This is a genomic window from Octadecabacter dasysiphoniae, from assembly GCF_021532615.1.
GTDB classification, from domain to species: Bacteria; Pseudomonadota; Alphaproteobacteria; order Rhodobacterales; family Rhodobacteraceae; genus Octadecabacter; species Octadecabacter dasysiphoniae.
This window is the reverse complement of record NZ_JAKGAQ010000003.1, coordinates 319,501-342,750: the sequence shown is the minus strand read 5'-3', so window position 1 is coordinate 342,750 and position 23,250 is coordinate 319,501. Positions and strand designations below refer to the sequence as shown.

Below are 23,250 nucleotides of genomic sequence, written 5' to 3'. Positions count from 1 at the left end.
TCCTTAGGCGTCAATGTTGCCAAACTGCCCGCCGACGTTCTTCGGCTCTTTGGACCAGTCCCGTTTCACCCCAAGCACCAGCAGCGTCGACGACGCCACAAAGATCGATGAATAGGTGCCCACGATCACGCCCCAGATCATCGCAAAGACGAACCCGCGGATCACATCACCCCCAAGAATATAGAGCGAAATAAGCGCCAGCAAAGTCGTGAACGATGTCATGAACGTCCGGCTTAGGGTTTCGTTGATCGACAGGTTCAAAACCTCCTTGAGGTCCTTGGCCTTATATTTACGCAGATTTTCCCGCACGCGGTCAAACACAACCACCGTATCGTTCAACGAATAGCCCACGATGGTCAAAAGTGCCGCAATAATCGCGAGGTCAAACCGGATTTGCAGTTCCGAAAACACACCAATGGTCAGCACCACATCGTGCACCAACGCGGCCACGGCGCCCAATGCAAACTGCCATTCAAACCGCAACCAGATGTAGATCAGCACCGCCCCGATGGCCAAAACCACCGCGATGATCGCATCTTGAATAAGCTCTCCGGACACCGTCGGGCCGACGGATTCCACCGCCGGGAACGTGATATCGGGATCAATCGTGCGCAGCGCATTTTCAACGGCTTGGATGGTTTCATTTGTCACCGCTTCCTCCCCGTCTTGGGCGGAAATCGCGACAGTGGCGACGTTTTGATCAACGCCGAACGTCGGATCGAAGACCTCGGTAATGTTAACCTCGCCCAGCTCCAGCGGTTCAAGCACGGCACGGTATTCGGCCACATCGATCTGCAACGCGCTTTCGGTGCGCAGCGTTGTTCCACCTTTGAAATCAATACCGTAGTTCAGGCCCTGATACATAAACGACCCGAACGCCACGACAACCAGAACACCCGAAATCCCCAACCACAATTTCGCGCGGTTAAAGAAATCAAACGCGGTTCCCGCTTTCACCAACCGCAGGTATTTGCCCGCCATCACTTCTTTCGGGCGCTTGCGTTCAAACCAGATGATGACCAGCAAACGGGTCACAAAGATCGCCGTAAACACGGACGTCACAATGCCAAGGCCCAGCGTAATCGCAAAGCCGCGCACAGGGCCCGCCCCCATGGCAAACAGGATCACAGCCGTCAAAAGCGTGGTAATGTTGGCATCAACAATTGCCGACAGCGCCTTTTCATAACCCAACTCAATCGCGCGCGCAGGGCCTTTGGCGGTTTTGGATTCCTCCCGGATACGTTCAAAAATCAGCACGTTGGCGTCCACCGCCATACCAATCGTCAACACGATGCCCGCAATCCCCGGCAGGGTCAGCGTGCCACCAATCAACGACAACAGCGCAAAAATCAGCGCGACATTGACCAACAACGCGATGTTTGCAAACACCCCGAACAGACCATAGCTTAGCACCATGTAGATCAGCACCAGAGCAAAGGCGACCAAACAGGCAATCGCACCCGCATTGATGCTGTCTTGGCCCAGATCAGGGCCAACTGTTTGTTCTTGCAAGAATTCCAGTTCGGCGGGCAAGGCACCCGCACGCAACAGCACCGCCAAATTGGTGGATTCAGGAACCGAGAAATTGCCCGTAATGATCCCCGATCCGCCGGGAATATGGCTTTGGATGGTCGGGGCCGACACGACCTCATTGTCCAGCACAATTGCAAAGGGTGATCCAATGTTTTCCAGCGTGTAATCGCCAAACTTGCGCGCACCTGACGGGTTGAAATCAAACGTCACGGCGGGGCGGTTGTTTTGGTCAAGCGTCGGCTGGCTGTTCGTCAGCTCCTCGCCCGTCACAACGGGGGATCGTTCAACGATGTAATACAGCCCTTCTTGATCCAACGATGGAATGACCATGTTGCCAGCCCCTGCGCGCGCCTCAGGATCGCCTGTCGATCCGACGACAGGATGAAAGCCAAGTTGCGCGGTGGTTCCGATGATATCCTTCACCTCTTGTGCGGAGCCGACACCGGGCACCTGCACCAGAATACGCGTATCCCCTTGGCGCTGGATGGACGGTTCGCGTGTACCGACTTCATCAATCCGGCGGCGAATAATCTCAAGCGCTTGGCGCACCGTGCGGTCATCCGTGGCGATCTTTTCGGCGTCCGTCAGCGTGATGATCAAATCCGTATCAGACACCGCGCGCACGGTAATGTCGGACTGGCCAACGCCTGTCACAGACACAACCTGCTGGGCCAACCCGCGCACCAATGTCAGCGCTTGTTCCATCCCGTCAGCCTCGGAAATGCGAACCCGCAATTCACCGTCGACAGTGCTTTCGTCCGTGACAAACCCGACGACATCACGCTGCGCGGCCAAGGTATCGCGCACCTCGGGCCACAAGGACCGCATGCGCTGCTCGTAAACCTGCTCAACCTTCACTTCGGCCAGCAACTGCGCACCACCGCGCAGATCAAGACCAAGGTTCACCAGATTGTCCGGCATAAACGATGGCCACGCTGCAGCAGCAGCCTGATTTTCGGGCGTATCAAACCCTTCGGCAATCGCGGCTTCGGCGTCGTTTGACAGCTCCACCTCGCTGTAAAACCCGTTCGGGATCGCGGTAAAAATACCAAATGCCACGACAAGCCAGATGGCGATGCGTTTCCAAAGGTCAATTTTCAACATGGGGTGGTCCTGTCCGAAATATCATAGGGCCCGTTTTGTCGTGTCGGGCTTGTTCATTATGTGATGTGGGGGATCGGCGCGGGCGTCAAGCACGGCGCGCACAAATGGGCGTGTGTCGCAGGCGTCTAGGGGCAGAAATCAGCGCTGGGATCTGATCCGTCAACGCTGGTTTGGGCCACAATCACCAAACCTTCGCCCAAGGCACCGCTGCGCATCATCGACGCCAGCTTGTCCGCCTGTTCAACCGTGAACGTCGCGGTGATAATCCCCGTCCCACCCACAATCGGTTCTTGCACAACAGGCGCAGACATGACGGTGCCGTTTAATAAAATCGCAAACGGCGCGCCGACACGGGCCGCCGTGTAATCTGCAAACAATTGGCCCCCCTGTCGGGTAAAGCGGGAATTCACACCGGGCCTGCCGTTGTAATCATAGCTTGCACCGGCATCTGCGATCATCGACACATCCAGCGCATCCAGAACGAACGCCACATCAGGGTCATCCACGGACGGCGCAATCACTTGGCCAACCTGCGCGATCAACGTGCCGGTGTCGCCACGGCTGACAACATCGTGAAATCCCAGATCAAACGGCGCCAAATGCACCGCAACGTCCGCCGCGCTCACCTGCCCGTCTGACAAAAGCGACACAACAATCTGGCCGCCCTCGACATGGGTGTAATCCAGCAGCCCCGCAAAACGGTCCTGCAACCGCGCACCGATCACCGCCTGTGCGACGTCCAACCCATCCGCGTCCAGATCGTCTTGGGGTTCAACATAAAATCGGGTTCCGCCGCACATCTCAACCAGACGCGCCGCAGAAACACCTTGGGCCGCCGCCGTATTCGCCAAAAGGCTGAATGCGATGAGCGCGCCGCGGATCATGCGTCCGCAGGCTCCGTCTTGTTTAGCACCTGCGCAATGGTCGAACGCACAACGCGCACTTTCACGCCCTCGCCCAGTTCAACCACGACTTCGTTGTCGTCAACGACCTTGGACACTTTGCCGATCAAACCGCCCTGCGTGACAACCTGATCACCACGGCGCAGCGCCGCAACCATCGCCTGATGCTGCTTAAGCTTGGTTTGCTGCGGACGGATCAGCAGGAAATACATGATCGCAAAGATCAGGATCAGCGGGATAAATTGGCCGAAAGCTTCCATGTCGGTGTCGTTCCTTATCTGTGGCAAGGGTCCCCCCCTCGCAATTGCCGCACCCTACGTTTGCCCCACGGGATTCGCAACGCGCTGAGGCTCATATGGGAACGAAATCGCCCCCCGACAATCACCAGCCCTTCCGAACCCACAAAAACGCGGGCAGGATACACGTCAAACGCGTATTCAAAGGTCACGACAGTGCTGTTTCAAATTTCATTCCCGCCCGTCACAACATTCGACTGGGTGCTGGCCCTTCTGATTGGGATCACCAGCGCCTCCGCATTGGTCTTTCTTCTTTTGGACAGCGACGCGCAAACCAAACTGTCCGACGCAATCCCCCGCCCGCGCTGGCTCTGGCTCCTGCTCAGCGCGATGATCGCCGCCCTGTTCATCCCCGCACTGGCCGCCGCCATTACCCTGCTGACCCAAATCGCATTCGGTGATCCGGCCGAGGTCCAACAAACCAGCCTAGGCACAGGCGCCCTCATCGCCGCAATCCTCGGCGCCCCGTTCATCATCTGGCGCACGCTGGTGGCGCAAAGGCAGGCAAACACTCAAGAAGAATCGCTATTCAACGAAAAGATCAACGCGGCAGCAACAGATTTGGCGGCGAGAAGGCAGGTAAATCGAGGCGTGAATGAAGGCACACCGGACGAAACGATCCTAAGTGAATGGCAAGACGACCTCGTGACACGTGCAACAGCAATTGATCGACTTGAAGGCTTGGCAAATCACTACCCTGAATCGACTCAACGGATTGCTCGACAACTTGCGATCTACATTCGAGAGCTGAGTCGTGAGTACAGACTAAATCAAGTTCGAAACCAAATAGCCAAAAACGGCTCTAACGCTGTTATCAACTCCCTCGCCTACGAACGTCCCGACATGGAAAAAGCGGCGCAAACTCTTGGACGGTTACAAGGAATTACTGACAATAGGCTTGTTTCCTCCGATATTGACCTTCGTGACGCAGAACTCAATTCCTTCTCTCTATCCGGCCTAACGTTGGAATCTGCGATACTCCAAAGAGCGAACTTAAATGGAACCAATCTCAGCAGTGCAAACCTTAGAAGAATTAATCTTAGTTATTCCAATTTGACGGGAGCGGTCCTTTTTGGTGCAACCTTTAATAAGGCAAACCTTTTTCGTGCAATCCTGAGCGCGTCAAATCTAAGCGGTGCGGACCTGTCAGAAGCAAATCTAAGCGAGACTAACTTGAACAGTGCGAATCTCTTCGGGGCAGATTTAAGAAGAGCAAATCTAAGCCGTGCAGGTTTGGTTGGTGCCAATCTTGTTCGCACAAATTTTAAAAATGCAGACCTAAGTGAAGCAAACTTGCAAAGTGCAAACCTTAGCGGGGCGGATCTAAGCGGAACTCGTCTCTTCGGCACGCTCTTGGCGGAAGACACTAAATTACAGGGTACGTCTTTCCACTCCGCTGCCGTGATGTCTTTGAATGACGCCTCTATCGAAAAACTGCGACCTTTCTGGAAGGATATCTTTTCGGATGGTTCCATTCCGGTCTCACTTGACGATGTTGATCGCCCTAAGCATTGGCCAACGAGGGGATTGAGCTATGGTGAATTCGACCGCCAATGGCGCACTTGGCAGGCTACTCTGGCCGCCCAAGAACCCGACACCTAGCCATAGCAAAACCATACCAGACCCATACGCTTCCCATACGCTGAAAATTGCGCCATATGGGCGTGAAACCCGTCACGTCAAAGGACCAAACCCATGCACGATATCCGCGCCATCCGCGAAAACCCCGACCACTTCGATGCGGCTTTGGCCCGTCGTGGGGATGCGCCTTTGTCGTCCGAATTGCTCGCTATGGATGAGGCACGCCGCACCAAGATCGGGGCCGCAGAAGCCGCACAAGCAGAGGCCAACAAGGCCGCCAAAGAAGTCGGTGCCGCCAAGGGGCGCGGTGATGAGGCCGAGTTCGAACGCCTGCGCGCATTGGTGTCTGAAAAGAAGGCCGAGATCGCAAAATTGAACGACGAAGCCAAAGCACAAGACGCCGCCCTGACCGCGCGGCTTGCTGAAATTCCAAACCTGCCCGCCGACGATGTGCCAGACGGCGCAGACGAGGATGACAACGTCGAAGTGTCCAAATGGGGCACGCCACGCGACATCAACAACGCGCTGGAACACTTTGATATTCCTGCCGTAAAACCCGGAATGGATTTTGAAACAGCGGCCAAGATTTCCGGCAGCCGCTTTGTGCTTCTCAAGGGAACAATGGCCCGCCTGCACCGCGCGCTGGCGCAATTCATGCTTGATACTCACGTCAACGACAACGGCCTGACAGAGGTGAACACCCCCGTCATGGTGCGCGATGACGCGATGTACGGCACCGACAAATTGCCAAAATTCGGCGACGACAGCTACCAGACCACCGAAGGTAATTGGCTGATCCCGACGTCCGAAGTGCCGCTCACCTACAGCGTTGCGGGCGACGTTCTGGACGAAGCCGCACTGCCGATCCGCTACACCGCCCATTCGCTGTGTTTCCGCTCAGAAGCCGGAAGCGCGGGGCGCGACACGTCCGGCATGTTGCGTCAGCACCAGTTTGAAAAAGTCGAAATGGTGTCGATCACCCACCCCGACGCATCCGACGACGAACAAAAACGTATGCTGCGCTGCGCTGAAGACCTGCTGGAACGCCTTGAAATCCCTTACAGAACTGTTGTCCTGTGCACAGGCGACATGGGTTTTGGCGCGCGGCGTACCTTTGACATCGAGGCCTGGTTACCCGGCCAAAACGCCTACCGTGAAATCAGTTCCGTTTCCACCACTGGCGCGTTTCAGGCCCGCCGCATGAACGCTCGTTTCAAACCGGCCAATGGCGGCAAACCGCAATTCGTCCACACTTTGAACGGGTCGGGCTTGGCCGTGGGGCGCTGTCTGATCGCGGTGCTGGAAAATGGCCAGCAAGAAGACGGATCGGTGACGATTCCGTCCGTGCTGCACCCTTACATGGGCGGCAAAACCACCGTCCAACCGGACGGCACTTTGGCATAATCATTCGGCGGGGGCACCACTTGGTCGGGTGGTGCGCCCGGGCAAATGCGTGTCGCCCCCGTTAATCCAACGGTGCGCCGCCCGCATTTTATCACGTTGATTCTCATCAATATTTTGAAGCGGATCGCGAACCTGCGCCAGCGTTGTTGTGTCGATATATTCAGGTTTCAAGAAACGGCGATCCACAGCGGACATAGATAGATCATCCAGCGTTTTAGGCCCGTCGCGGTCCCCCGACAACACCTTTGACACCCAAGCGCCAACGCCTGCCTGGACGGGCTTGTTGTGCAAATCTTCGGTGACGTCATAGGTCGCGGGGATTTTGTCCATCTCGTCAAAATCAATTTCGAGGCCCGCGGCATGGGCCCCCAAAGCTACCCAGTTCAATGAAATCGAGCTTAACCCCGTGCGCGGCCCACCCCCGCCGACAGACCCGTGGTTTCCGGGGAACCACTGTTGCAAATGGGTCGGCTTGAAATCCTCGCCGTGCTTTTCGTTCAGATCTAATGAATTGCTCCATGGGGTGCTGGGGTAGAGCTTGCGACGTTCATCGATGGCGATGGCATGCCGCGCCGCCAAAACCATTGAGGTCAGTCGTGTGTCATGGAAACGGTACTGCACATTCAGCCATTTCGCGACGGGCAGAATTTCGGGGGCACCCATGGCGCTGACCGTGTCCCAAACCCCCATATAGGCAATCTTGAACGGCACCACATCGGCCACAGATAGCCCGCGTTCCTTGCGCCATTTGACCTCGTCTTTGTTGGTCGTGATCCCGGGGGAATGTTTCAGGCGAAAGGCATGGCTTTCATCTGAATCCGGCCCATCGATCTGCGCCATGCTGCGGTATCTTTTGATGGCGTCTGGCACATAGCGCAAGCTGGAACGCTTTAATATTCCGCAATTTCGGATCAGCCCCACCAAGGAACGCGCCGCGAATGCACCCCGCGAATAGCCGAAAACCATAACCTCATCGCCGGGTTCATAAACGAACATCAGTTCGCGGTAGGCATTCACGATAATGGACGTCAGCCCCCAGCCCAACGCGCCGCCAAAAACCTTGTCTGTCTGGCGCGCCAGCAACGTGTTGCCCTGCCCAGACCCTACGCCGGTGGAATACAAAACAATCTGCGACATCCCTTGCCCCGATTGCCCATCAAGGGCGCGGTGGCGCACGCTTTGGGCCAGTCGCACGACGTTCGTCGGGTGTTCCGCGTCCGGCCGGTTGCGCGTTCCATCGATGAAAATAGCGATACGTTTCATGAGTTTGCCCCCCTACAGCATTCATAAATCGTGCCGATGCCTTACCGTAGGGTCAAGTAGGCGAAACCTGACCCACACACCTTGCCATTCGCTCGCGCGTACTAATGTATAGGGAATGACACGCGCACTCCTCACCCTGCTTTTCACTCTGACGTTCGTCGGATCATCATACTTTTCGTCGTTTTCGGGGTTCGAAAGCAGCCAATTGCCGATTCCGCAAATCAACCCACCGATCCAGCCTGAAGGGTATGCTTTTGCGATTTGGGGCCTGATTTATGGCTGGCTGGTCGTATCGGCCCTGTTCGGCATCTGGAAACGTGGGACTGATCCGTCGTGGGACGTGATGCGCACGCCGCTGATTATCAGCCTCGCGCTTGGCACTCCTTGGCTTTGGGTGGCGACGCAATCTGCCATTGCCGCAACTCTTTTGATCTTTGCCATGGCCGTTCCTGCGATCTTTGCCATGCTGCGCGCACCGACGGACGATAGATGGCTGGCGCGCAAACCCGTGTCGATCTACGCTGGCTGGCTGACAGCCGCGTCGTTCGTGTCGTTGGGAAGTACAATGGCCGGCTACGGCATCGTGCTGGGATCACTGGGCTGGGCCTACCTTGGCATCATACTGGCGCTTATCGTAACGCTGAGCGTTCAGATCAAAGCCCCCTACGCACGCGCCTACGGGCTGACTGTCGTTTGGGCACTGGTCGGCATTATCGTCGCCAATGGCATGAACGGCGTGACCGTCCTGTCAGCCGCAGGGATCGTGGCGATCCTGTCCGTGTGGACCTATCAGTTCCGCATTCCGCCCATGATGGCCACGCAATAACGCTAGGTACTTGGCTTTCCGCGGCGCGGTTTAGGCGCATCTGCCGGGGCCTTGCCCAAATGTTTACGCAGGCGCGACGGCGTTGATTTTGTTTTGTTTTTATACGGGTTTTTGTCCGCCTGAGACCGGAAATGCAGACGGATCGGCGTGCCCGGCATATCAAAATCCAACCGCAATCCGTTGACCAGATACCGCGAATAGCTTTCGGGCAGGTTTTCGGGATGGCTGCACATTGCCACGAACCCTGGCGGGCGCGTTTTGACTTGCGTCATATAGCGCAACTTGATGCGGCGGCCGCCCGGCGCGGGGGGTGGGTGTGCTTCGGTCATGCCCAGCAGCCAGCGGTTCAACTGCGCTGTGGTAATGCGGCGGTTCCAAACCTCATGGGCGCGCAAAATCGCCTCTTGCAGGCGGTCGATCCCGCGGCCTGTTTTTGCGGATACGGTGATCAGCGGCGCACCACGAAGCTGGGGCAAAAGGCGTTCAAATTCCTCTTTCAGCTCTTTCAACTTGGCCTGCTTTTCGGGTTCCACGTCCCATTTGTTCACGGCCAACACGACAGCGCGGCCTTCGCGTTCTGCAAGGTCGGCAATCCGCAAATCCTGCTGTTCGAACGGGATTTCCACGTCGAGCAGCACAACAACCACTTCGGCAAATTTCACCGCGCGCAGGCCATCTGACACGGATAGCTTTTCCAGCTTTTCCTGAACCTTGGCGCGTTTGCGCATGCCAGCGGTGTCAAAGATGCGCACAGGAACGGAACTGTCGCCGTTGGCCCATTCCATTTGCACGGAAATCGCGTCGCGCGTGATCCCGGCCTCTGGCCCCGTCAAAAGACGGTCTTCGCCAAGGATCTGATTGATCAGCGTGGATTTACCCGCGTTCGGGCGGCCGACAACTGCAATTTGCAGCGGCTTGGCCTTCGTGGGGATGCGCGGTGCGTCCTCGTCGTCCTCATCCACATCAACGTCCGTTTCCGGTGCATCATTGGCGGCGCGTTCTTCAAACGCATCCGACAGCGGCATCAATACATCGTACATCTCACCCAAGCCTTCGCCGTGTTCAGCGGACAGGCGGATCGGTTCCCCGAGGCCAAGATTGAACCCCTCAATCACACCAGCGTCGGCGGCTTTGCCTTCGGATTTATTGGCCGCCAAGATGACGTTCGCGTTCTTCTTGCGCAAAATATCGGCGAACACTTCGTCGGCGGGCATAATGCCTGTGCGCGCGTCGTACATGAACAGGCACACATCGGCCATTTCCACGGCGCGTTCTGTCAGACGACGCATGCGCCCCTGCAACGACTCGTCTGTGGCTTCTTCCAGACCTGCCGTATCAATCACAGTGAATCGCAGATCGCCAAGGCGCGCAGGCCCTTCGCGCAAATCGCGCGTCACACCGGGCTGGTCATCGACCAACGCCAGCTTTTTGCCCACAAGGCGGTTGAATAACGTGGATTTGCCCACATTCGGGCGGCCCACAATGGCGAGTGTGAAGGACATGGATACGACTCTATAAGGTTCAGAGACGCGCCCTACACTGAATTGCGCTTAACGGAAAGCCAACAGTTGCCCGCGCTTGGACACAACATAAAGCGTGCCATTTGCGACGATGGGGTTTGACGCCGCCCCGCCGGGCAAATCGATCGTCCCCACAAGAGCGCCCGACGTCGGGTCAAACTGGCGGATCACGCCATCACCGGACGCGACAATCACGCGCCCCCCCGCAATGATCGGGCCGTAATGGGCGAACCGGGTTTTCTGGCGACGCACGCGGGTTTCTTCGAAACCGGGTAGCGTCACACGCCAGATCGGCGTGCCGTCGCTGGCATCAAGCCGGACAAGTTCACCGATGTCATTGACCATAAAGATCGACCCACCCGCAGGCCACACAGGGCCAACGGCCCCTTCTGTCGCGGTCCAGATGCGATCACCGTTGGCGAGTGTCAGCGCCACAACACGGCCCGACACGTTGCCCACATAAACGCGGTCCCCATCGATCACAGGATCACCGGAAATGTCGGAAATGTTGGACGCAGCCGCACCCGGGCGTTGGCCCGTTACAACGGTGGACCAACGCCGCAACCCGCCTTCGGGGAACGCCGCAAGGACTTCGCCTGTCGGAAACGGGAAGATCGCGAATTGATCAGTAACCGCCGCACCTGCCCCGCCTGCAAAGTTCGACACTGGCGTTGTGCTGCTTTGGGTCCAACGGATACGACCGGAGCCGAGCTCAATCGCCCACGCGCGCCCATCACGGGCCACGACATAGGCCAGATCACCAACGATGGTCGGCGCGGATGTGCCCGGCGCATCAAGATCCTGCCGCCAGATTTCCCCGCCCGACGTCGGATCAAGGGCGACGACTTCGCCAAATCCGGTTGTTGCCAGCACAACATTTGTTGACACAGCCAGACCGCCACCGGACGCATCGCGCGGATTGTCGGTGTCCGGAATAACAGAGCGCGACCAAAGGGTTTCACCGCCCGTTGATGTCGCAACGATCTGGCTTTGCGCGTCGAGAGTAAAGATGCGGCCCGCAGACACCACAGGATCAGCCGTGATGCGCAAACGGCGGCTGTCACCCGCGCCGATGTTGTTTGAGAACAGTGGCGTCAAAGACGTGCCAAGCGCGGGGTGCGCAATTGTATGTGTCGGGCTGCCGTTACGGTGGGTCCAGTCGGTGTTGGTCACCGTCGCGCCCAGCGAAATAGGGCGCGCTTCGTTGTCTACTGCGGCGGCACCAATGGGTTCGCCGCGAATGTCGCTGCGTTCACCCGGCAAGATTACATCCTTCTCGCCGCAGGCCGCAAGAAGCCCCGCAACAACCAGAACCGCAAATGCCGGCCTGCGCAGCAGTCGCGCGTTTGTGGAATATGTGCCTGTCACGTTGTTTCCCCTTTGCGGAGTTTATTGGTCGCCTGTTTGGGTCATCGGCGTTGAAATCAGCGCTTCGAGGTCCCCGCCCAAGGCCACAATCATGGTGAACGCGCGTTCGCGCAAGCCCCGCGTCACTTCGGCGTCTTGGGCGATTGCTACAAACTGGCCGATTGCATCATCAACGTCGCCGGTTTCCACAGCGATCATCGCCAGTTGTTCCTGTGCGATCAGACGGAACGAGGACCCCGCCATGGCAAGCCCCGACAACATTGCGCGACGCGCGTCCGCAGACAATGTATCATGTTGAACCATAACGGATTTCAGCGTTGCCAGATCGCGGTAAACCTGTGGTGCTTCACCGTCTAGCGCGACGGTTTCCAAGGCTGCGACAGCACCTGCAATGTCGCCCGTTTCGGTCAGATCAGCTGCTGCCAAAAGACCCGTGATTGCGCCTGCGCCGCCCGTTGCTTCGATTGCGGCCAAGGCCGCAGCGCGCTCGGTGTTATCATCAATTTCCAGCGCGGACAGAATCGTATCCCCCGCAGCCTGCGCAGCATTTTCAACTTGGGCTTTGCGGAATTCACTAAAGGCCGTGCCGCCAACGACCACCAAGACGACCAACACCGCAATCCAGCCATACTTGCGCATATAGCCAAACAATTGGTCTTTGCGGACCTCTTCGGTGACCTCATCCATAAAGGTTTCTGAATTGCTCATTTGGCCCTCGTAATGTTTCGCCCCCCTCATACCCTTAAGGGGCCAGCAGGGACAAGAGGTGCGCGTTCACACCTGTCTTTTTGCACCCGCAAACAAAAGTAACGACCCTTTACATTATGATGTTGCAGGTGCGGCAATTATTCTTTAATCTAAACTAGTCAGTTTAGCGTAAAAGGTTCAATGTCCAACAACGAGACCTGACAGAATTTGGCCTGCGGGGCCCTTACCTGTGCGCCGCCCCAGTTTGCGAAAGAAGCAAGATGCGTTTTATGCCTTTATTCACCGCGGTCGTTGTGTCGCTTACATTATACGCGCTGGTGTTTGAGCGTGAGGCCCTGATGGCCTTTGCCCAAGTGAACCCCGACACGATCAACACATCCCAAGTTGACGATGTTATCGATCCAGTCAGCGTCGTGGCGAAATCCAGTGTCGCCGAAACCGTCGATACAGCCGTCATTCTGCGCGGCCGCACCGAAGCGGCGCGTCAGGTGACTGTGGCATCCGAAACGTCCGGCCAAGTGATTTCTGAACCGATCCGCAAGGGTGCGTTCGTGCAAGAAGGCGATCTGATGTGCCAGCTTGACCCCGGCACGCGCGCCGCCCAACTAGATGAGGCGAAAGCCCGCCTAACAGAGGCACGGGGCCGCATCCCGGAAGCACAAGCCTCCATCGCGGAAGCCAACGCGCGCGTCCGCGAGGCGGAAATCAACCTTAATGCCGCCCGTCGTTTGTCAGAAGACGGATTTGCATCCGAAACCCGCCTGATCAGCGCCGAGGCCACGCTTGAGGCTGCGAATGCTGGCGTACAGCGCGCCGCAAGTGGTGTAACATCCGCGCAGGCAGGCATTGAAGCCGCGCTCGCCGGTGTCGCCGCGATTGAGCGTGAGATTGAAAGCCTCGATATCACCGCACCGTTTTCCGGACTGCTGGAATCTGACACCACGGAGCTTGGCACATTGATGCAACCCGGTGCGCCATGTGCCACGATCATCCAACTTGATCCCATCAAACTTGTCGGGTTCGTGCCAGAATCCACAGTCGGTCAGATAACTGTTGGTGCCATGGCAGGTGCGCGTTTGACAAATGGCGACGAAGTTGTCGGCCAAGTAACATTCCTGTCCCGATCTGCGGATGAGTTGACCCGCACGTTCCGCGTCGAAGTCCGCGTTCCCAACCAGGACATGCAAATCAGTGATGGCCAAACCGCCGAGATCCTTGTGGCCTCTGACGGGCGCCTTGCACACCTGATGCCCGCCTCAGCGTTGACCCTTGATAACGAAGGTACGATTGGCGTGCGCGTTGTTGGCGAAGGTAACATCGCCCGTTTCTTGCCCGTAACCATCCTGCGCGATACAGTTGATGGCATCTGGGTGGCTGGACTGCCCGACAGTGTTGATGTGATCGTCGTGGGCCAAGAATACGTCACTGACGGCGTGCCCGTCATCCCGACAATGCAACAGGAGGCTGACGGATGATGAGGATCGTCGACGTCGCCGCATCACGCGCGCGCATGGTCATCGCCTTTATCTGCCTGTCTTTGCTGGCGGGTGGCATGGCTTATTTCGGTCTCCCCAAAGAGGGTGAGCCTGACATCGAAATCCCCGTGATTTTTGTGTCCGTTCCATTCCCCGGAATCTCTGCTGAGGATAGCGAAACCCTTTTGGTCAAACCGATGGAGGCCGAACTTCAGGACCTCGACGGGCTGAAAACCATGACGGCCACCGCCTCGGAAGGGTACGCGGGCGTCGCGCTCGAATTTGATTTTGGCTGGAACAAGACCGAAATCATGGCTGATATCCGCGACGCGATGACCAAAGTCGAAGGGCAGTTTCCATCGGGTGCGGACAATTATTCCATCAACGAAATCAACTTTTCTGAATTCCCGATCGTCATCGTCAACCTGACAGGCAACGTGCCCGAGCGCACGCTGATCCGCGTGGCCGAAGACCTGCAAGAGACCGTTGAGGGCGTCGAAGGCGTGTTGGAGGCCGCACTGACCGGCCAGCGCGAAGAGATGATCGAAGTGATTATCGACCCCCTTAAGCTTGAGGCGTACAACGTCACGGCAGGCGAATTGATTGACGTCGTCACACAAAACAACCTGCTGATTGCAGCTGGTGAAGTCGAGACTGAACAAGGGTCTTTCGCCGTCAAGATTCCGTCGTCCTTTGACGAACCTCGCGACATTTACGACCTACCCGTTAAGACCAACGGGGACCGCGTTATCACGCTGGGGGACCTCGCTGAAATCCGCCTGACGTTCGAAGATCGCACATCCACCGCCCGTTTTAACGGCACAACCACCGTCGCGCTTCAGGTGGTCAAACGCCGTGGTTTCAACCTGATCGACACCGCCGCCGAAGTGCGCGCCCTGATTGAGGCCGAGGTCGACGCATGGCCCCAAGACCTTAAGGACGCCGTGCAGGTTGGCGTGTCAAACGACCAATCCCGCAACGTGGATTCCATGGTTCGCCAGCTCGAAGGGTCCGTGTTGACGGCGATTGCGCTGGTGATGATTGTGGTGCTGGCCGCCCTTGGCACACGCCCCGCCCTGCTGGTCGGTTTTGCTATTCCTACATCCTTCCTGTTGTGTTTTGCCTTCCTCGCCGTGATGGAAATTACCATTTCCAATATCGTGATGTTCGGCCTGATCCTCGCTGTGGGAATGTTGGTGGACGGTGCGATTGTGGTCGTCGAATACGCTGACAAACGCATGAAAGAAGGCGCAGGCCCGATGCAATCCTACACGGATGCGGCCAAACGCATGTTCTGGCCCATCGTTTCATCCACGGCGACCACGCTGTGTGCGTTTTTGCCGATGCTGTTCTGGCCCGGTGTGCCCGGCCAGTTCATGGGTATGTTGCCCGTCACAATTATCTTCGTGCTGTCTGCGTCCCTTATCGTGGCGCTGATCTATCTGCCCGTTCTGGGTGGTGTTACAGGCCGTATGTCCAACGCCTTTGCGGGCGCATCAGACGTGTTGAAGGCGCGTCTGCCTTGGCTGGTCAATGTCGCCCTCGTGTTCCCCGCGATCATGATGGTTTTCATCGGCGCCATGATGACGCTGAACCCCGGCTACCTCACGGGTGAACAGGTCGAGGGCAGCTTTTTCGCGTCCCTTTCGGGGATGATCCTGTTCCTTCTCGGCACTATTGCGGTGTCCATCGCGGTGGGCGCAGCGCGCATTGAACGCCCCGCCAAAAAGATCAACGCCGGGTATCGCCGGTCTTTGTTCGGGCGATTGATCCATTTCATCGCGGGCAACCCGATCATGCCGATCGTGTCCATCGCAGGCATCGTTTTCGCCGTCATGACGACGTTCACCTACTTCGGGGCGAACAACAATGGCGTTGAATTCTTCGTAGACAGCGAACCCGAACAAGCCATCGTTTACGTTCAAGCCCGCGGCAATCTGAGCATCCGCGAAAAAGACGCAATCGTCGCCCAAGCCGAAGAAATCGCCCTGCAAGAAGCAGGCATTCAATCTGTTTTCGCTTTCGCAGGTGCAGGCGGTTTGAACCAGAACACAGGCGGCGGCGAAGGCCCCAAAGACACCATCGGCCAGCTGCAGATCGAACTGATCCCATGGGATGACCGCCCCGCGTTTGCACGTGCCAATGACATTGATTTGGCCACACTGGACGGCGACACAATCCTTGATCGGCTGACTGCCAATCTATCCACATTGCCCGGCGTTCGCACCGAGATTTTGAACCTGTCGCGCGGCCCGGCAGCAGCCAAACCCGTCCACTTGCGCCTGTCCGGCGACAATTGGCTGGACCTACAAGACGCGACTGCAACTGCCCGCGCGCAGTTTGACCGCACCACAGGCCTGCGCCTGATCGAAGACAGCCGCCCCCTGCCCGGTATCGACTGGCAGATCGACGTCGACGTTGAAAAAGCAGGGCGTTACGGCGCGAACGTCGCCACCGTGGGCGGTATGGTTCAACTGGTCACGCGCGGCATCCTGCTGGATACCATGCGCGTGGATACCAGCGACGAGGAAATCGAAATCCGCGTCCGCCTGCCCGAATCCGACCGCGTATTGTCCACGTTGGACAGCCTGCGCGTGCGCACCGCGTCCGGCCTTATCCCGCTGTCCAACTTCATCACCCGTACGCCCGTCCCAGAACTGGCGCAGATCGACCGCATCGACCAGTCGCGCTATTTTGACGTTAAGGCCGACGTCGACCCCGGACTGACAAAATTCACGACAGGCGAAGGCGACGATCTTTCTGTATTGGGCCTGTTTCGCGAACTTCAAGATGATGAAACTGTCGACGATGCCAGCCGCACGATTGAAACCACAGACGGCACAATCTTCGAAGTCGTGACATTGAACGACGCCCCCTCGGTGGCCGCAGTCCAAACAGCGATCACAGATGGCGACGCCCTGCCGGTGGCGGTAAATGGAAACGAGCGGATCGCAGAGATCACATCCTGGCTCGACACCAACCCCCTGCCCGCCTCTGTCAGCTATGAATGGACCGGCGATCAAGAAGACCAAGCCGAATCCGGTGCGTTCCTGTCCCAGGCCTTTGCAGGCGCGTTGGGTCTGATGTTCATCATCCTGTTGGCACAATTCAACTCGATCTATAATTCGATCCTCGTACTGCTCGCCGTCATTCTATCAACCACTGGCGTGCTGATCGGCATGTTGGTCATGGATCAGGCGTTTTCGATCATCATGACAGGCACGGGCATCGTGGCCCTGGCAGGGATCGTGGTGAACAACAACATTGTTCTGATTGACACCTACCAAGAATACGAAAAATACATGCCAAGGACCGAGGCGATCACCCGGACCGCAGAAGACCGCATTCGCCCCGTGTTGCTGACCACAATCACAACAATGGCAGGTCTTGCGCCGATGATGTTTGGCTTGTCGCTGGATTTCATTGGCGGCGGTTTCTCGGTCGACAGCCCGACGTCGCTGTGGTGGAAACAACTTGCGACGGCCGTGGTCTTCGGCCTTGGCATCGCGACGGTGCTGACGCTGGTGTTCACACCGTCCATGTTGGCGCTGCGCGTCTGGGTGACGACCTACGCCCGTTGGGCCGCACAATTGTTCGCAAAGATGTCCATGGGCACATCGAGCCGCGCCGCACAAGATTGGGCCCTCAACCGCGAGGCAAAGCGCGTCAAAGCGCCTGAAATCATCTGGGAGGACGAGCCGTTCACGGCCCAACCCGAACCGGTGATCGCGCCGATGAAAGCCGCAGAATAACAAAAGGCCACCCGTTCATTCGGGTGGCCTTTTTTCGGTGCTGCATCCGGGTCGGCGGGCGGGGCGCATTTGGCGCAGCCAAACAGCGGCGTCCGTGATCCGCTTGTCTTTTATGCGGCGACTTCATCTTGTTGTTGGCGATGCCACAAATGCGCATAGCGTCCATCGGTTTGCAGCAGCGCGTCATGGGTGCCCTGTTCAACAATCACACCGTCTTCAAGAACGACAATACGATCCGCATCCGCAATCGTGGACAGACGGTGGGCGATGGTCACAACCGTCCGCCCTTGGCCAAGACCCTTCAGCTCGTTCTGGATCTCCATCTCGGTCTCGGTGTCCAGCGCGCTCGTCGCTTCGTCCAAGATAAGGATCGGTGGGTCCTTCAGCAGCGTGCGCGCAATGCCAACGCGCTGTTTTTCACCACCCGACAGTTTCAGCCCACGTTCCCCTACGGTCGTTTCATACCCGTCCGGCAGGCTTTCGATGAAGTCATGAATTTTCGCTGCCTTTGCCGCGGACTTGATATCGTCAAAACTGGCCCCGTCGCGCCCATAGGCGATGTTGTATCGGATCGTGTCGTTAAACAGCACCGTGTCTTGCGGCACGACACCGATCTGCGCGTGCAAGCTGTGTTGCGTCACATCCCGCAAATCTTGCCCATCAATACGGATTGCGCCCTCACCCACATCATAAAACCGGAACAACAGCCGCCCGATGGTCGATTTACCCGACCCCGAAGACCCAACAATAGCCACGGTTTGCCCCGCAGGCACGGACAAATCGATGCCCTTCAGGATCGGGCGCGCGGCGTCATATCCAAAGAACACCCCGTCAAACAGAATGTCCCCGCCTTGCACGTCCAGCACGGTGGCATCGGGTTTGTCGTTCACTTCTGCGGGCTGTTCGAGAAGATCAAACATTTCCCCCATATCGACCAAGGCCTGCCGGATTTCGCGATACACTGTGCCAAGGAAATTCAGCGGCATCGTAATCTGGATCATGTAGGCATTGACCATCACAAAATCGCCGACGGTCAACGCACCGCTTTGAACACCCATCGCGGCCATGACCATCACAACGACCAAGCCACCCGTGATCAACACCGACTGACCAAAGTTCAAAAACGCCAGCGAATATGACGTCTTCAGCGCGGCAGCAACGTATTGTTCCATCGCGCCGTCATAGCGCTCTGCCTCGCGGGTTTCGGCGCCAAAGTATTTCACAGTCTCAAAGTTCAGCAGGCTATCGATCGCCTTCTGGTTTGCGTCCGTGTCCTGATCATTCATCTCCTTACGGATTTTCACGCGCCATTCGGTGACGGTGAATGTAAACCAGATATAAAGCGCAATCGTGCCGACAACGACGGCCAAGTACCAGACATCAAACAAGAAAAACAAAACGACCGAGATCATCAACAGCTCAAGAACAAGCGGACCGATGGAAAACAGCAAGAAGCGCAGGAGGAATTCAACACCCTTTACCCCGCGTTCAATGATCCGGCTAAGCCCACCGGTTTTACGCGTGATGTGATAGCGCATGGACAGGCGATGAATGTGCGTGAACGTCTCAAGCGCGAGGGCACGTAGCGCACGTTGACCGACGCGCGCGAAAATTACATCGCGCAGCTGTTGGAACCCAACGTTCATCAAACGCGCAAATCCATAGGCCACCGTCAGACCGACAGCACCAATCGCGAGCATGGACGCCGACCCTTCGCCCGCCAACGCATCAACCGCGCCTTTGTACAAAATCGGCGTGCCCACCGCGATCAGCTTGGCCAGAAACAGCACCGAAAGGGCGGCCACAACACGCTGTTTCACCCACAGCTGGTCGGCTGGCCACAAATACGGGATGACCCGATTGATGACCTTCCAGCCTTGAACTTTGTCGTCATTGAGATTTGCAGAAGTCTTGGTCAGTCGGCGCATGAAATTCTTTCATCTAAACAGATGTGTTTACTTAGGGCGCATCCGGGTGCTTTGCCAGACTAGTCGCGCATTAACGCCATCATTCTGGCTTTGTCGCCACTGTCGCGCGGGTCTGAAATGGCCGCCGCCAGCCCTTGTAGCGATGCGATGTTGTGGCCCGCACGAAAGCTACTGACATGGGGTAGCATCGCGCGTATCCCGCCCGCCTTGGGTGCAAAATCTGCCCAGCGCATCAAGGGGTTAAGCCAGATGACTTGACGTGCAGACAGCCCCAATCGCTGCATCGACTTGGCCAAGACATCACCGTCATCGCGATCCAAGCCGTCAGTGATCAACACCACGCAGGCACCCTGCCCCAAAACGCGCCGTGACCAGTCACGATTGAACTGCGCCAAACACGCGCCGATCCTTGTCCCGCCTTCCCAATCTTGCGCCTGCGCACCAGCAGCGGCCAGCGCGGCATCTACATCACGGGTGCGCAGATGGCGGGTGATGTTGGTCAGCCGCGTGCCAAACGTAAACGCATGCACCGCGCCCCAGTCTTCACCGTTCTGATTGGCCACCGTGTGAACGAAATGCAAAACCGCACGGCTGTAAGACGACATCGAACCAGAAATATCGCACAACACAACGAGGTTGGGCGCACGTGTGCGCCGCGCCTTGGTGGCGAAGGTTGTGATTTCGCCGCCCCGTCTGTTGGCGATCCGCAGGGTTTGGCGCCAATCCGGCAGCGGCCCGGCCCCTCCTTTCGTGCGCCGCGACGGTAGAGGTTTTATGGGCAAGCGAAGCGTCGATAGAATGCGTTTTGCCTGTGCCATTTCCTGCGTGCTCATCTGTTCGAAATCCAGACTGCGCAGCCTTTCCGACACTGAAACGGTTTGTGCGGCGTCGATTTCAATCTCGATCTCGTCTTCCTTGGGTGCCTCCTGTGGTTCGGGGGTTTGTGATCCGTCCAGCAGCGCCTCGGCCGCGCGCTTTTCGGCAGGTTTGGCAGCGCGATCTTCCTGAACGCCGTGCAACGCAGGCAAAAGCAACGACATCATATGTTCAAGGTATTGCGGGTCGCGCCAATACAGTCGGAACACCTGCGCAAACACGGCGCGGTGTTCGGGCCGACTGACGAAACAGGCCTGAAGCGTGTAGAAAAAGTCTTGCCGCTTTGTAAAACCCGCAGCGTTGACCGCCTCAATCGCGTCAAGAACCCGCCCCGTTCCAATCGGCAGCCCCGCCTTGCGCAGTGCGCGTGCGAAATGTGTGATGTTGTTGGCCAGTTTGCCGTCTTCGGGCACATCGCGGGCCGGAAAATCCATCACGCGGCGTCCAGATCGGCCCGTGCTTCGTCCAGAATACGTTTAGCGGCCGACCCTTGCAGGGCTTGAATATCGTCCTGATATTTCAGGATCGCGCCCAAGGTGTCGCTGATCACTTCGGGTGACAGGTTAATCACATCCAGCGCCAACAGGCATTTCGCCCAATCAATTGTTTCCGCAACACCGGGTTTTTTGAACAGGTCTTCGCCGCGCAAGCGCTGCACGAACGCGACCACTTCGCGCGACAACGCAAGGGATGCATCTGGCGCGCGGGCGGCCAAAATCTCCATCTCGCGGTCAAAATCGGGGTAGTCGACCCAGTGATACAGGCAGCGACGTTTCAGTGCGTCATGCACTTCGCGGGTGCGGTTGGACGTCAGGATAACAATGGGGGCTTGCGGTGCTTTGATCGTGCCCAGTTCGGGGATTGTGACCTGAAAATCTGACAGCGCCTCAAGCAGGAACGCCTCAAACGGTTCGTCTGTTCGGTCAATTTCATCGATTAACAACACAGGCGCACCGCCCGGTTGCGGGCGCATGGCCTGCAACAGCGGACGTTCAATCAAAAATTCCTCAGTGAACAATTCAGATTTGAGCGCGGCACGGTCGGCCCCGCCCGCAGCCTCGGCTGTGCGGATTGCGATCATTTGTTCGGCGAAATTCCATTCATACAACGCCGATGACGCGTCCAACCCTTCGTAGCATTGCAGCCGGATCAACCGCCGCCCCAACGACGCGGCGATGGCTTTGGCGATCTCGGTCTTGCCTGTGCCGGCTTCCCCCTCAAGAAACAGCGGGCGTCCCAATGTCTGGGACAAGAACACCACCGTCGCCAAGGATCGCCCGCAAATGTAGCCTTGTTCGCCCAAAGCTGTTTGCACATCGTCAATGGTTTGCATGAAACGTCCCCTTTGTTTCCTAAAGCTGCATGTGAAACCCCTTAGGTCAAGGCACGCATTGTCCGGCGCGTCTGTTCAAGCTAAGTTAAGGGAACATAAATGGGGGTCTGGAATGAACGAGTCGTCACCGATTAAATCGGGCTTTGGCCCTGATCTGGCCGCCTTTGACTGGTCCGATGCGCTGCGCCTTGAAGACAGCCTAAGCGAAGATGAACGCATGTTGCGCGACGCGGCACGCGATTTTGCGCAATCTACGCTGCAACCCAAAGTGCGCGACGCCTACCGCGAAGAAGCGGTTGATGCAGGCATTTTCAAAGAAATGGGCGACGCGGGCCTGTTGGGCCTCACGATCCCCGAAGAATACGGCGGACTTGGCGCGGGTTATGTGACCTACGGCCTTGTTGCGCGCGAAGTTGAACGTGTGGACAGCGGATACCGTTCCATGATGTCGGTGCAGTCATCCTTGGTGATGTACCCGATCCACGCCTACGGATCAGAGGCCCAGCGCCAGAAATACCTGCCCGGTTTGGCGGCGGGCGACCTGATCGGTTGTTTTGGCCTGACAGAACCCGACGCCGGGTCCGACCCGGCTGGAATGAAAACCAAGGCCGTGAAAACCGCGACGGGGTACAAAATCTCTGGCGCGAAGATGTGGATTTCCAATGCGCCAATTGCTGACGTGTTTGTGGTCTGGGCCAAATCCGAAGACCACGGCGGTAAAATCCGCGGGTTCATACTCGAAAAAGGAATGAAGGGGCTGAGTGCGCCCAAAATCGCTGGAAAACTGTCCCTGCGCGCGTCCGTAACGGGCGAAATTGTGATGGACGGTGTTGAGGTCGGCGAAGATGCGCTGTTGCCAAATGTTCAGGGCCTCAAGGGGCCGTTCGGGTGTCTGAACCGCGCGCGCTACGGCATTGCGTGGGGCGTCATGGGCGCGGCGGAATTCTGCTGGCACGCGGCGCGCACCTACGGGCTTGATCGCAAACAGTTCGGCAAACCACTGGCGCAAACACAGCTGTTCCAGAAAAAACTGGCCGATATGCAAACTGAAATCACGCTGGGCCTGCACTCTGCGCTTCAACTTGGCCGCCTGTTGGAGGCCGGCACCGCAGCGCCTGAAATGATCAGCCTGATGAAACGCAACAACTGCGGCAAAGCGCTGGACGTGGCGCGCGCATCCCGCGACATGCACGGCGGCAACGGTATTTCGGATGAATTTCATATTATGCGCCACATGGTGAATCTGGAAACGGTCAACACCTATGAAGGCACGCACGATGTGCACGCGCTGATCCTTGGTCGTGCGCAAACAGGTCTTCAGGCGTTTTTCTGATGGCCCAGAAACGCCTTACCCCCCGCGCAATTGTGCCCCAATGCGCCC

Annotated in this window: 16 protein-coding genes; 6 read left to right on the top strand and 10 right to left on the bottom strand. The window is 57.5% G+C overall.

Annotated elements, in window-relative coordinates; translation table 11 throughout:
• Nucleotides 1–3: 3 nt before the first annotated feature.
• From secD to yajC, 3 genes are all read right to left on the bottom strand, one after another.
• On the bottom strand, nucleotides 4–2,637 hold the full coding sequence (secD, locus tag L0664_RS14020) for a protein translocase subunit SecD (protein ID WP_235226511.1): 2,634 nt from the start codon (nucleotides 2,635–2,637) through the stop codon (nucleotides 4–6).
• 125 nt (nucleotides 2,638–2,762) lie between these two features.
• Nucleotides 2,763–3,521, bottom strand: a complete 759-nt coding sequence (locus L0664_RS14015; RefSeq protein WP_235226510.1) for a SecDF P1 head subdomain-containing protein — start codon at nucleotides 3,519–3,521, stop codon at nucleotides 2,763–2,765.
• Nucleotides 3,518–3,799, bottom strand: coding sequence for a preprotein translocase subunit YajC (gene yajC / locus L0664_RS14010; RefSeq protein ID WP_235226509.1), 282 nt, complete (start codon nucleotides 3,797–3,799; stop codon nucleotides 3,518–3,520). Before yajC ends, L0664_RS14015 begins: the two co-directional genes overlap by 4 nt.
• Nucleotides 3,800–3,991: 192 nt before the next feature.
• Here yajC and L0664_RS14005 point away from each other — a divergent pair, with 192 nt between their 5' ends.
• Together L0664_RS14005 and serS are read left to right on the top strand one after the other, a co-directional pair.
• Entirely contained in the window at nucleotides 3,992–5,437 is a 1,446-nt protein-coding gene (locus tag L0664_RS14005) for a pentapeptide repeat-containing protein (protein ID WP_235226508.1), read from the top strand.
• Nucleotides 5,438–5,530: 93 nt separating this feature from the next.
• Nucleotides 5,531–6,820: a serine--tRNA ligase gene (serS, locus tag L0664_RS14000; RefSeq protein ID WP_235226507.1), complete on the top strand. Its 1,290-nt coding sequence runs from the start codon at nucleotides 5,531–5,533 to the stop codon at nucleotides 6,818–6,820.
• Here the strand turns inward: serS and L0664_RS13995 are convergent, their stop codons facing one another.
• Nucleotides 6,821–8,083, bottom strand: a complete 1,263-nt coding sequence (locus L0664_RS13995; RefSeq protein ID WP_235226506.1) for a DUF2235 domain-containing protein — start codon at nucleotides 8,081–8,083, stop codon at nucleotides 6,821–6,823.
• Between the two features lie 115 nt (nucleotides 8,084–8,198).
• Between L0664_RS13995 and L0664_RS13990 the strand changes: the two genes are divergently transcribed.
• Nucleotides 8,199–8,909 (top strand): hypothetical protein, encoded by a 711-nt coding sequence (locus L0664_RS13990; protein ID WP_235226505.1) that lies wholly within the window; start codon nucleotides 8,199–8,201, stop codon nucleotides 8,907–8,909.
• A 2-nt stretch (nucleotides 8,910–8,911) separates the two neighbouring features.
• Here L0664_RS13990 and der read toward each other — a convergent pair whose 3' ends face one another.
• From der to L0664_RS13975, 3 genes are read right to left on the bottom strand one after another with little or no spacing between them, the layout of a single operon-like run.
• Entirely contained in the window at nucleotides 8,912–10,411 is a 1,500-nt protein-coding gene (gene der / locus L0664_RS13985; RefSeq protein WP_235226504.1) for a ribosome biogenesis GTPase Der, read from the bottom strand.
• A 48-nt stretch (nucleotides 10,412–10,459) separates the two neighbouring features.
• Nucleotides 10,460–11,797 carry a PQQ-binding-like beta-propeller repeat protein gene (locus L0664_RS13980; protein ID WP_235226503.1) on the bottom strand — a complete coding sequence of 446 codons (1,338 nt, stop codon included), beginning with the start codon at nucleotides 11,795–11,797 and terminating at the stop codon, nucleotides 10,460–10,462.
• Nucleotides 11,798–11,818: 21 nt separating this feature from the next.
• Nucleotides 11,819–12,505 (bottom strand): tetratricopeptide repeat protein, encoded by a 687-nt coding sequence (locus L0664_RS13975; RefSeq protein WP_235226502.1) that lies wholly within the window; start codon nucleotides 12,503–12,505, stop codon nucleotides 11,819–11,821.
• Between the two features lie 260 nt (nucleotides 12,506–12,765).
• Here L0664_RS13975 and L0664_RS13970 point away from each other — a divergent pair, with 260 nt between their 5' ends.
• Nucleotides 12,766–13,980, top strand: coding sequence for an efflux RND transporter periplasmic adaptor subunit (locus L0664_RS13970; protein WP_235226501.1), 1,215 nt, complete (start codon nucleotides 12,766–12,768; stop codon nucleotides 13,978–13,980).
• The gene (locus L0664_RS13965) at nucleotides 13,977–17,732 is read left to right on the top strand and encodes an efflux RND transporter permease subunit (RefSeq protein WP_235226500.1); all 3,756 of its coding nucleotides are present in this window, start codon (nucleotides 13,977–13,979) and stop codon (nucleotides 17,730–17,732) included. Before L0664_RS13970 ends, L0664_RS13965 begins: the two co-directional genes overlap by 4 nt.
• Nucleotides 17,733–17,842: 110 nt before the next feature.
• Here the strand turns inward: L0664_RS13965 and L0664_RS13960 are convergent, their stop codons facing one another.
• Genes L0664_RS13960 through L0664_RS13950 form a run of 3 tightly spaced genes read right to left on the bottom strand, consistent with a single transcriptional unit; the run spans nucleotide 17,843 to nucleotide 21,869 of the window.
• The gene (locus L0664_RS13960) at nucleotides 17,843–19,660 is read right to left on the bottom strand and encodes an ABCB family ABC transporter ATP-binding protein/permease (protein ID WP_235226499.1); all 1,818 of its coding nucleotides are present in this window, start codon (nucleotides 19,658–19,660) and stop codon (nucleotides 17,843–17,845) included.
• Between the two features lie 59 nt (nucleotides 19,661–19,719).
• The gene (locus tag L0664_RS13955) at nucleotides 19,720–20,970 is read right to left on the bottom strand and encodes a vWA domain-containing protein (protein WP_235226498.1); all 1,251 of its coding nucleotides are present in this window, start codon (nucleotides 20,968–20,970) and stop codon (nucleotides 19,720–19,722) included.
• The gene (locus L0664_RS13950) at nucleotides 20,970–21,869 is read right to left on the bottom strand and encodes an AAA family ATPase (RefSeq protein ID WP_235226497.1); all 900 of its coding nucleotides are present in this window, start codon (nucleotides 21,867–21,869) and stop codon (nucleotides 20,970–20,972) included. Before L0664_RS13950 ends, L0664_RS13955 begins: the two co-directional genes overlap by 1 nt.
• Before the next feature lie 112 nt (nucleotides 21,870–21,981).
• On the opposite strand from L0664_RS13950, the gene L0664_RS13945 reads away from it, so the two are divergent.
• Nucleotides 21,982–23,202 carry an acyl-CoA dehydrogenase gene (locus L0664_RS13945; protein WP_235226496.1) on the top strand — a complete coding sequence of 407 codons (1,221 nt, stop codon included), beginning with the start codon at nucleotides 21,982–21,984 and terminating at the stop codon, nucleotides 23,200–23,202.
• Nucleotides 23,203–23,250 lie beyond the last annotated feature (48 nt).

Bases quoted from the DNA above. Each gene is read 5' to 3' on its own strand.
- secD (WP_235226511.1), bottom strand. From the start codon at position 2,637: ATGTTGAAAATTGACCTTTGGAAACGCATCGCCATCTGGCTTGTCGTG.
- L0664_RS14015 (WP_235226510.1), bottom strand. From the start codon at position 3,521: ATGATCCGCGGCGCGCTCATCGCATTCAGCCTTTTGGCGAATACGGCG.
- yajC (WP_235226509.1), bottom strand. From the start codon at position 3,799: ATGGAAGCTTTCGGCCAATTTATCCCGCTGATCCTGATCTTTGCGATC.
- serS (WP_235226507.1), top strand. From the start codon at position 5,531: ATGCACGATATCCGCGCCATCCGCGAAAACCCCGACCACTTCGATGCG.
- L0664_RS13995 (WP_235226506.1), bottom strand. From the start codon at position 8,083: ATGAAACGTATCGCTATTTTCATCGATGGAACGCGCAACCGGCCGGAC.
- L0664_RS13990 (WP_235226505.1), top strand. From the start codon at position 8,199: ATGACACGCGCACTCCTCACCCTGCTTTTCACTCTGACGTTCGTCGGA.
- der (WP_235226504.1), bottom strand. From the start codon at position 10,411: ATGTCCTTCACACTCGCCATTGTGGGCCGCCCGAATGTGGGCAAATCC.
- L0664_RS13975 (WP_235226502.1), bottom strand. From the start codon at position 12,505: ATGAGCAATTCAGAAACCTTTATGGATGAGGTCACCGAAGAGGTCCGC.
- L0664_RS13970 (WP_235226501.1), top strand. From the start codon at position 12,766: ATGCGTTTTATGCCTTTATTCACCGCGGTCGTTGTGTCGCTTACATTA.
- L0664_RS13965 (WP_235226500.1), top strand. From the start codon at position 13,977: ATGATGAGGATCGTCGACGTCGCCGCATCACGCGCGCGCATGGTCATC.
- L0664_RS13960 (WP_235226499.1), bottom strand. From the start codon at position 19,660: ATGCGCCGACTGACCAAGACTTCTGCAAATCTCAATGACGACAAAGTT.
- L0664_RS13955 (WP_235226498.1), bottom strand. From the start codon at position 20,970: ATGGATTTTCCGGCCCGCGATGTGCCCGAAGACGGCAAACTGGCCAAC.
- L0664_RS13950 (WP_235226497.1), bottom strand. From the start codon at position 21,869: ATGCAAACCATTGACGATGTGCAAACAGCTTTGGGCGAACAAGGCTAC.
- L0664_RS13945 (WP_235226496.1), top strand. From the start codon at position 21,982: ATGAACGAGTCGTCACCGATTAAATCGGGCTTTGGCCCTGATCTGGCC.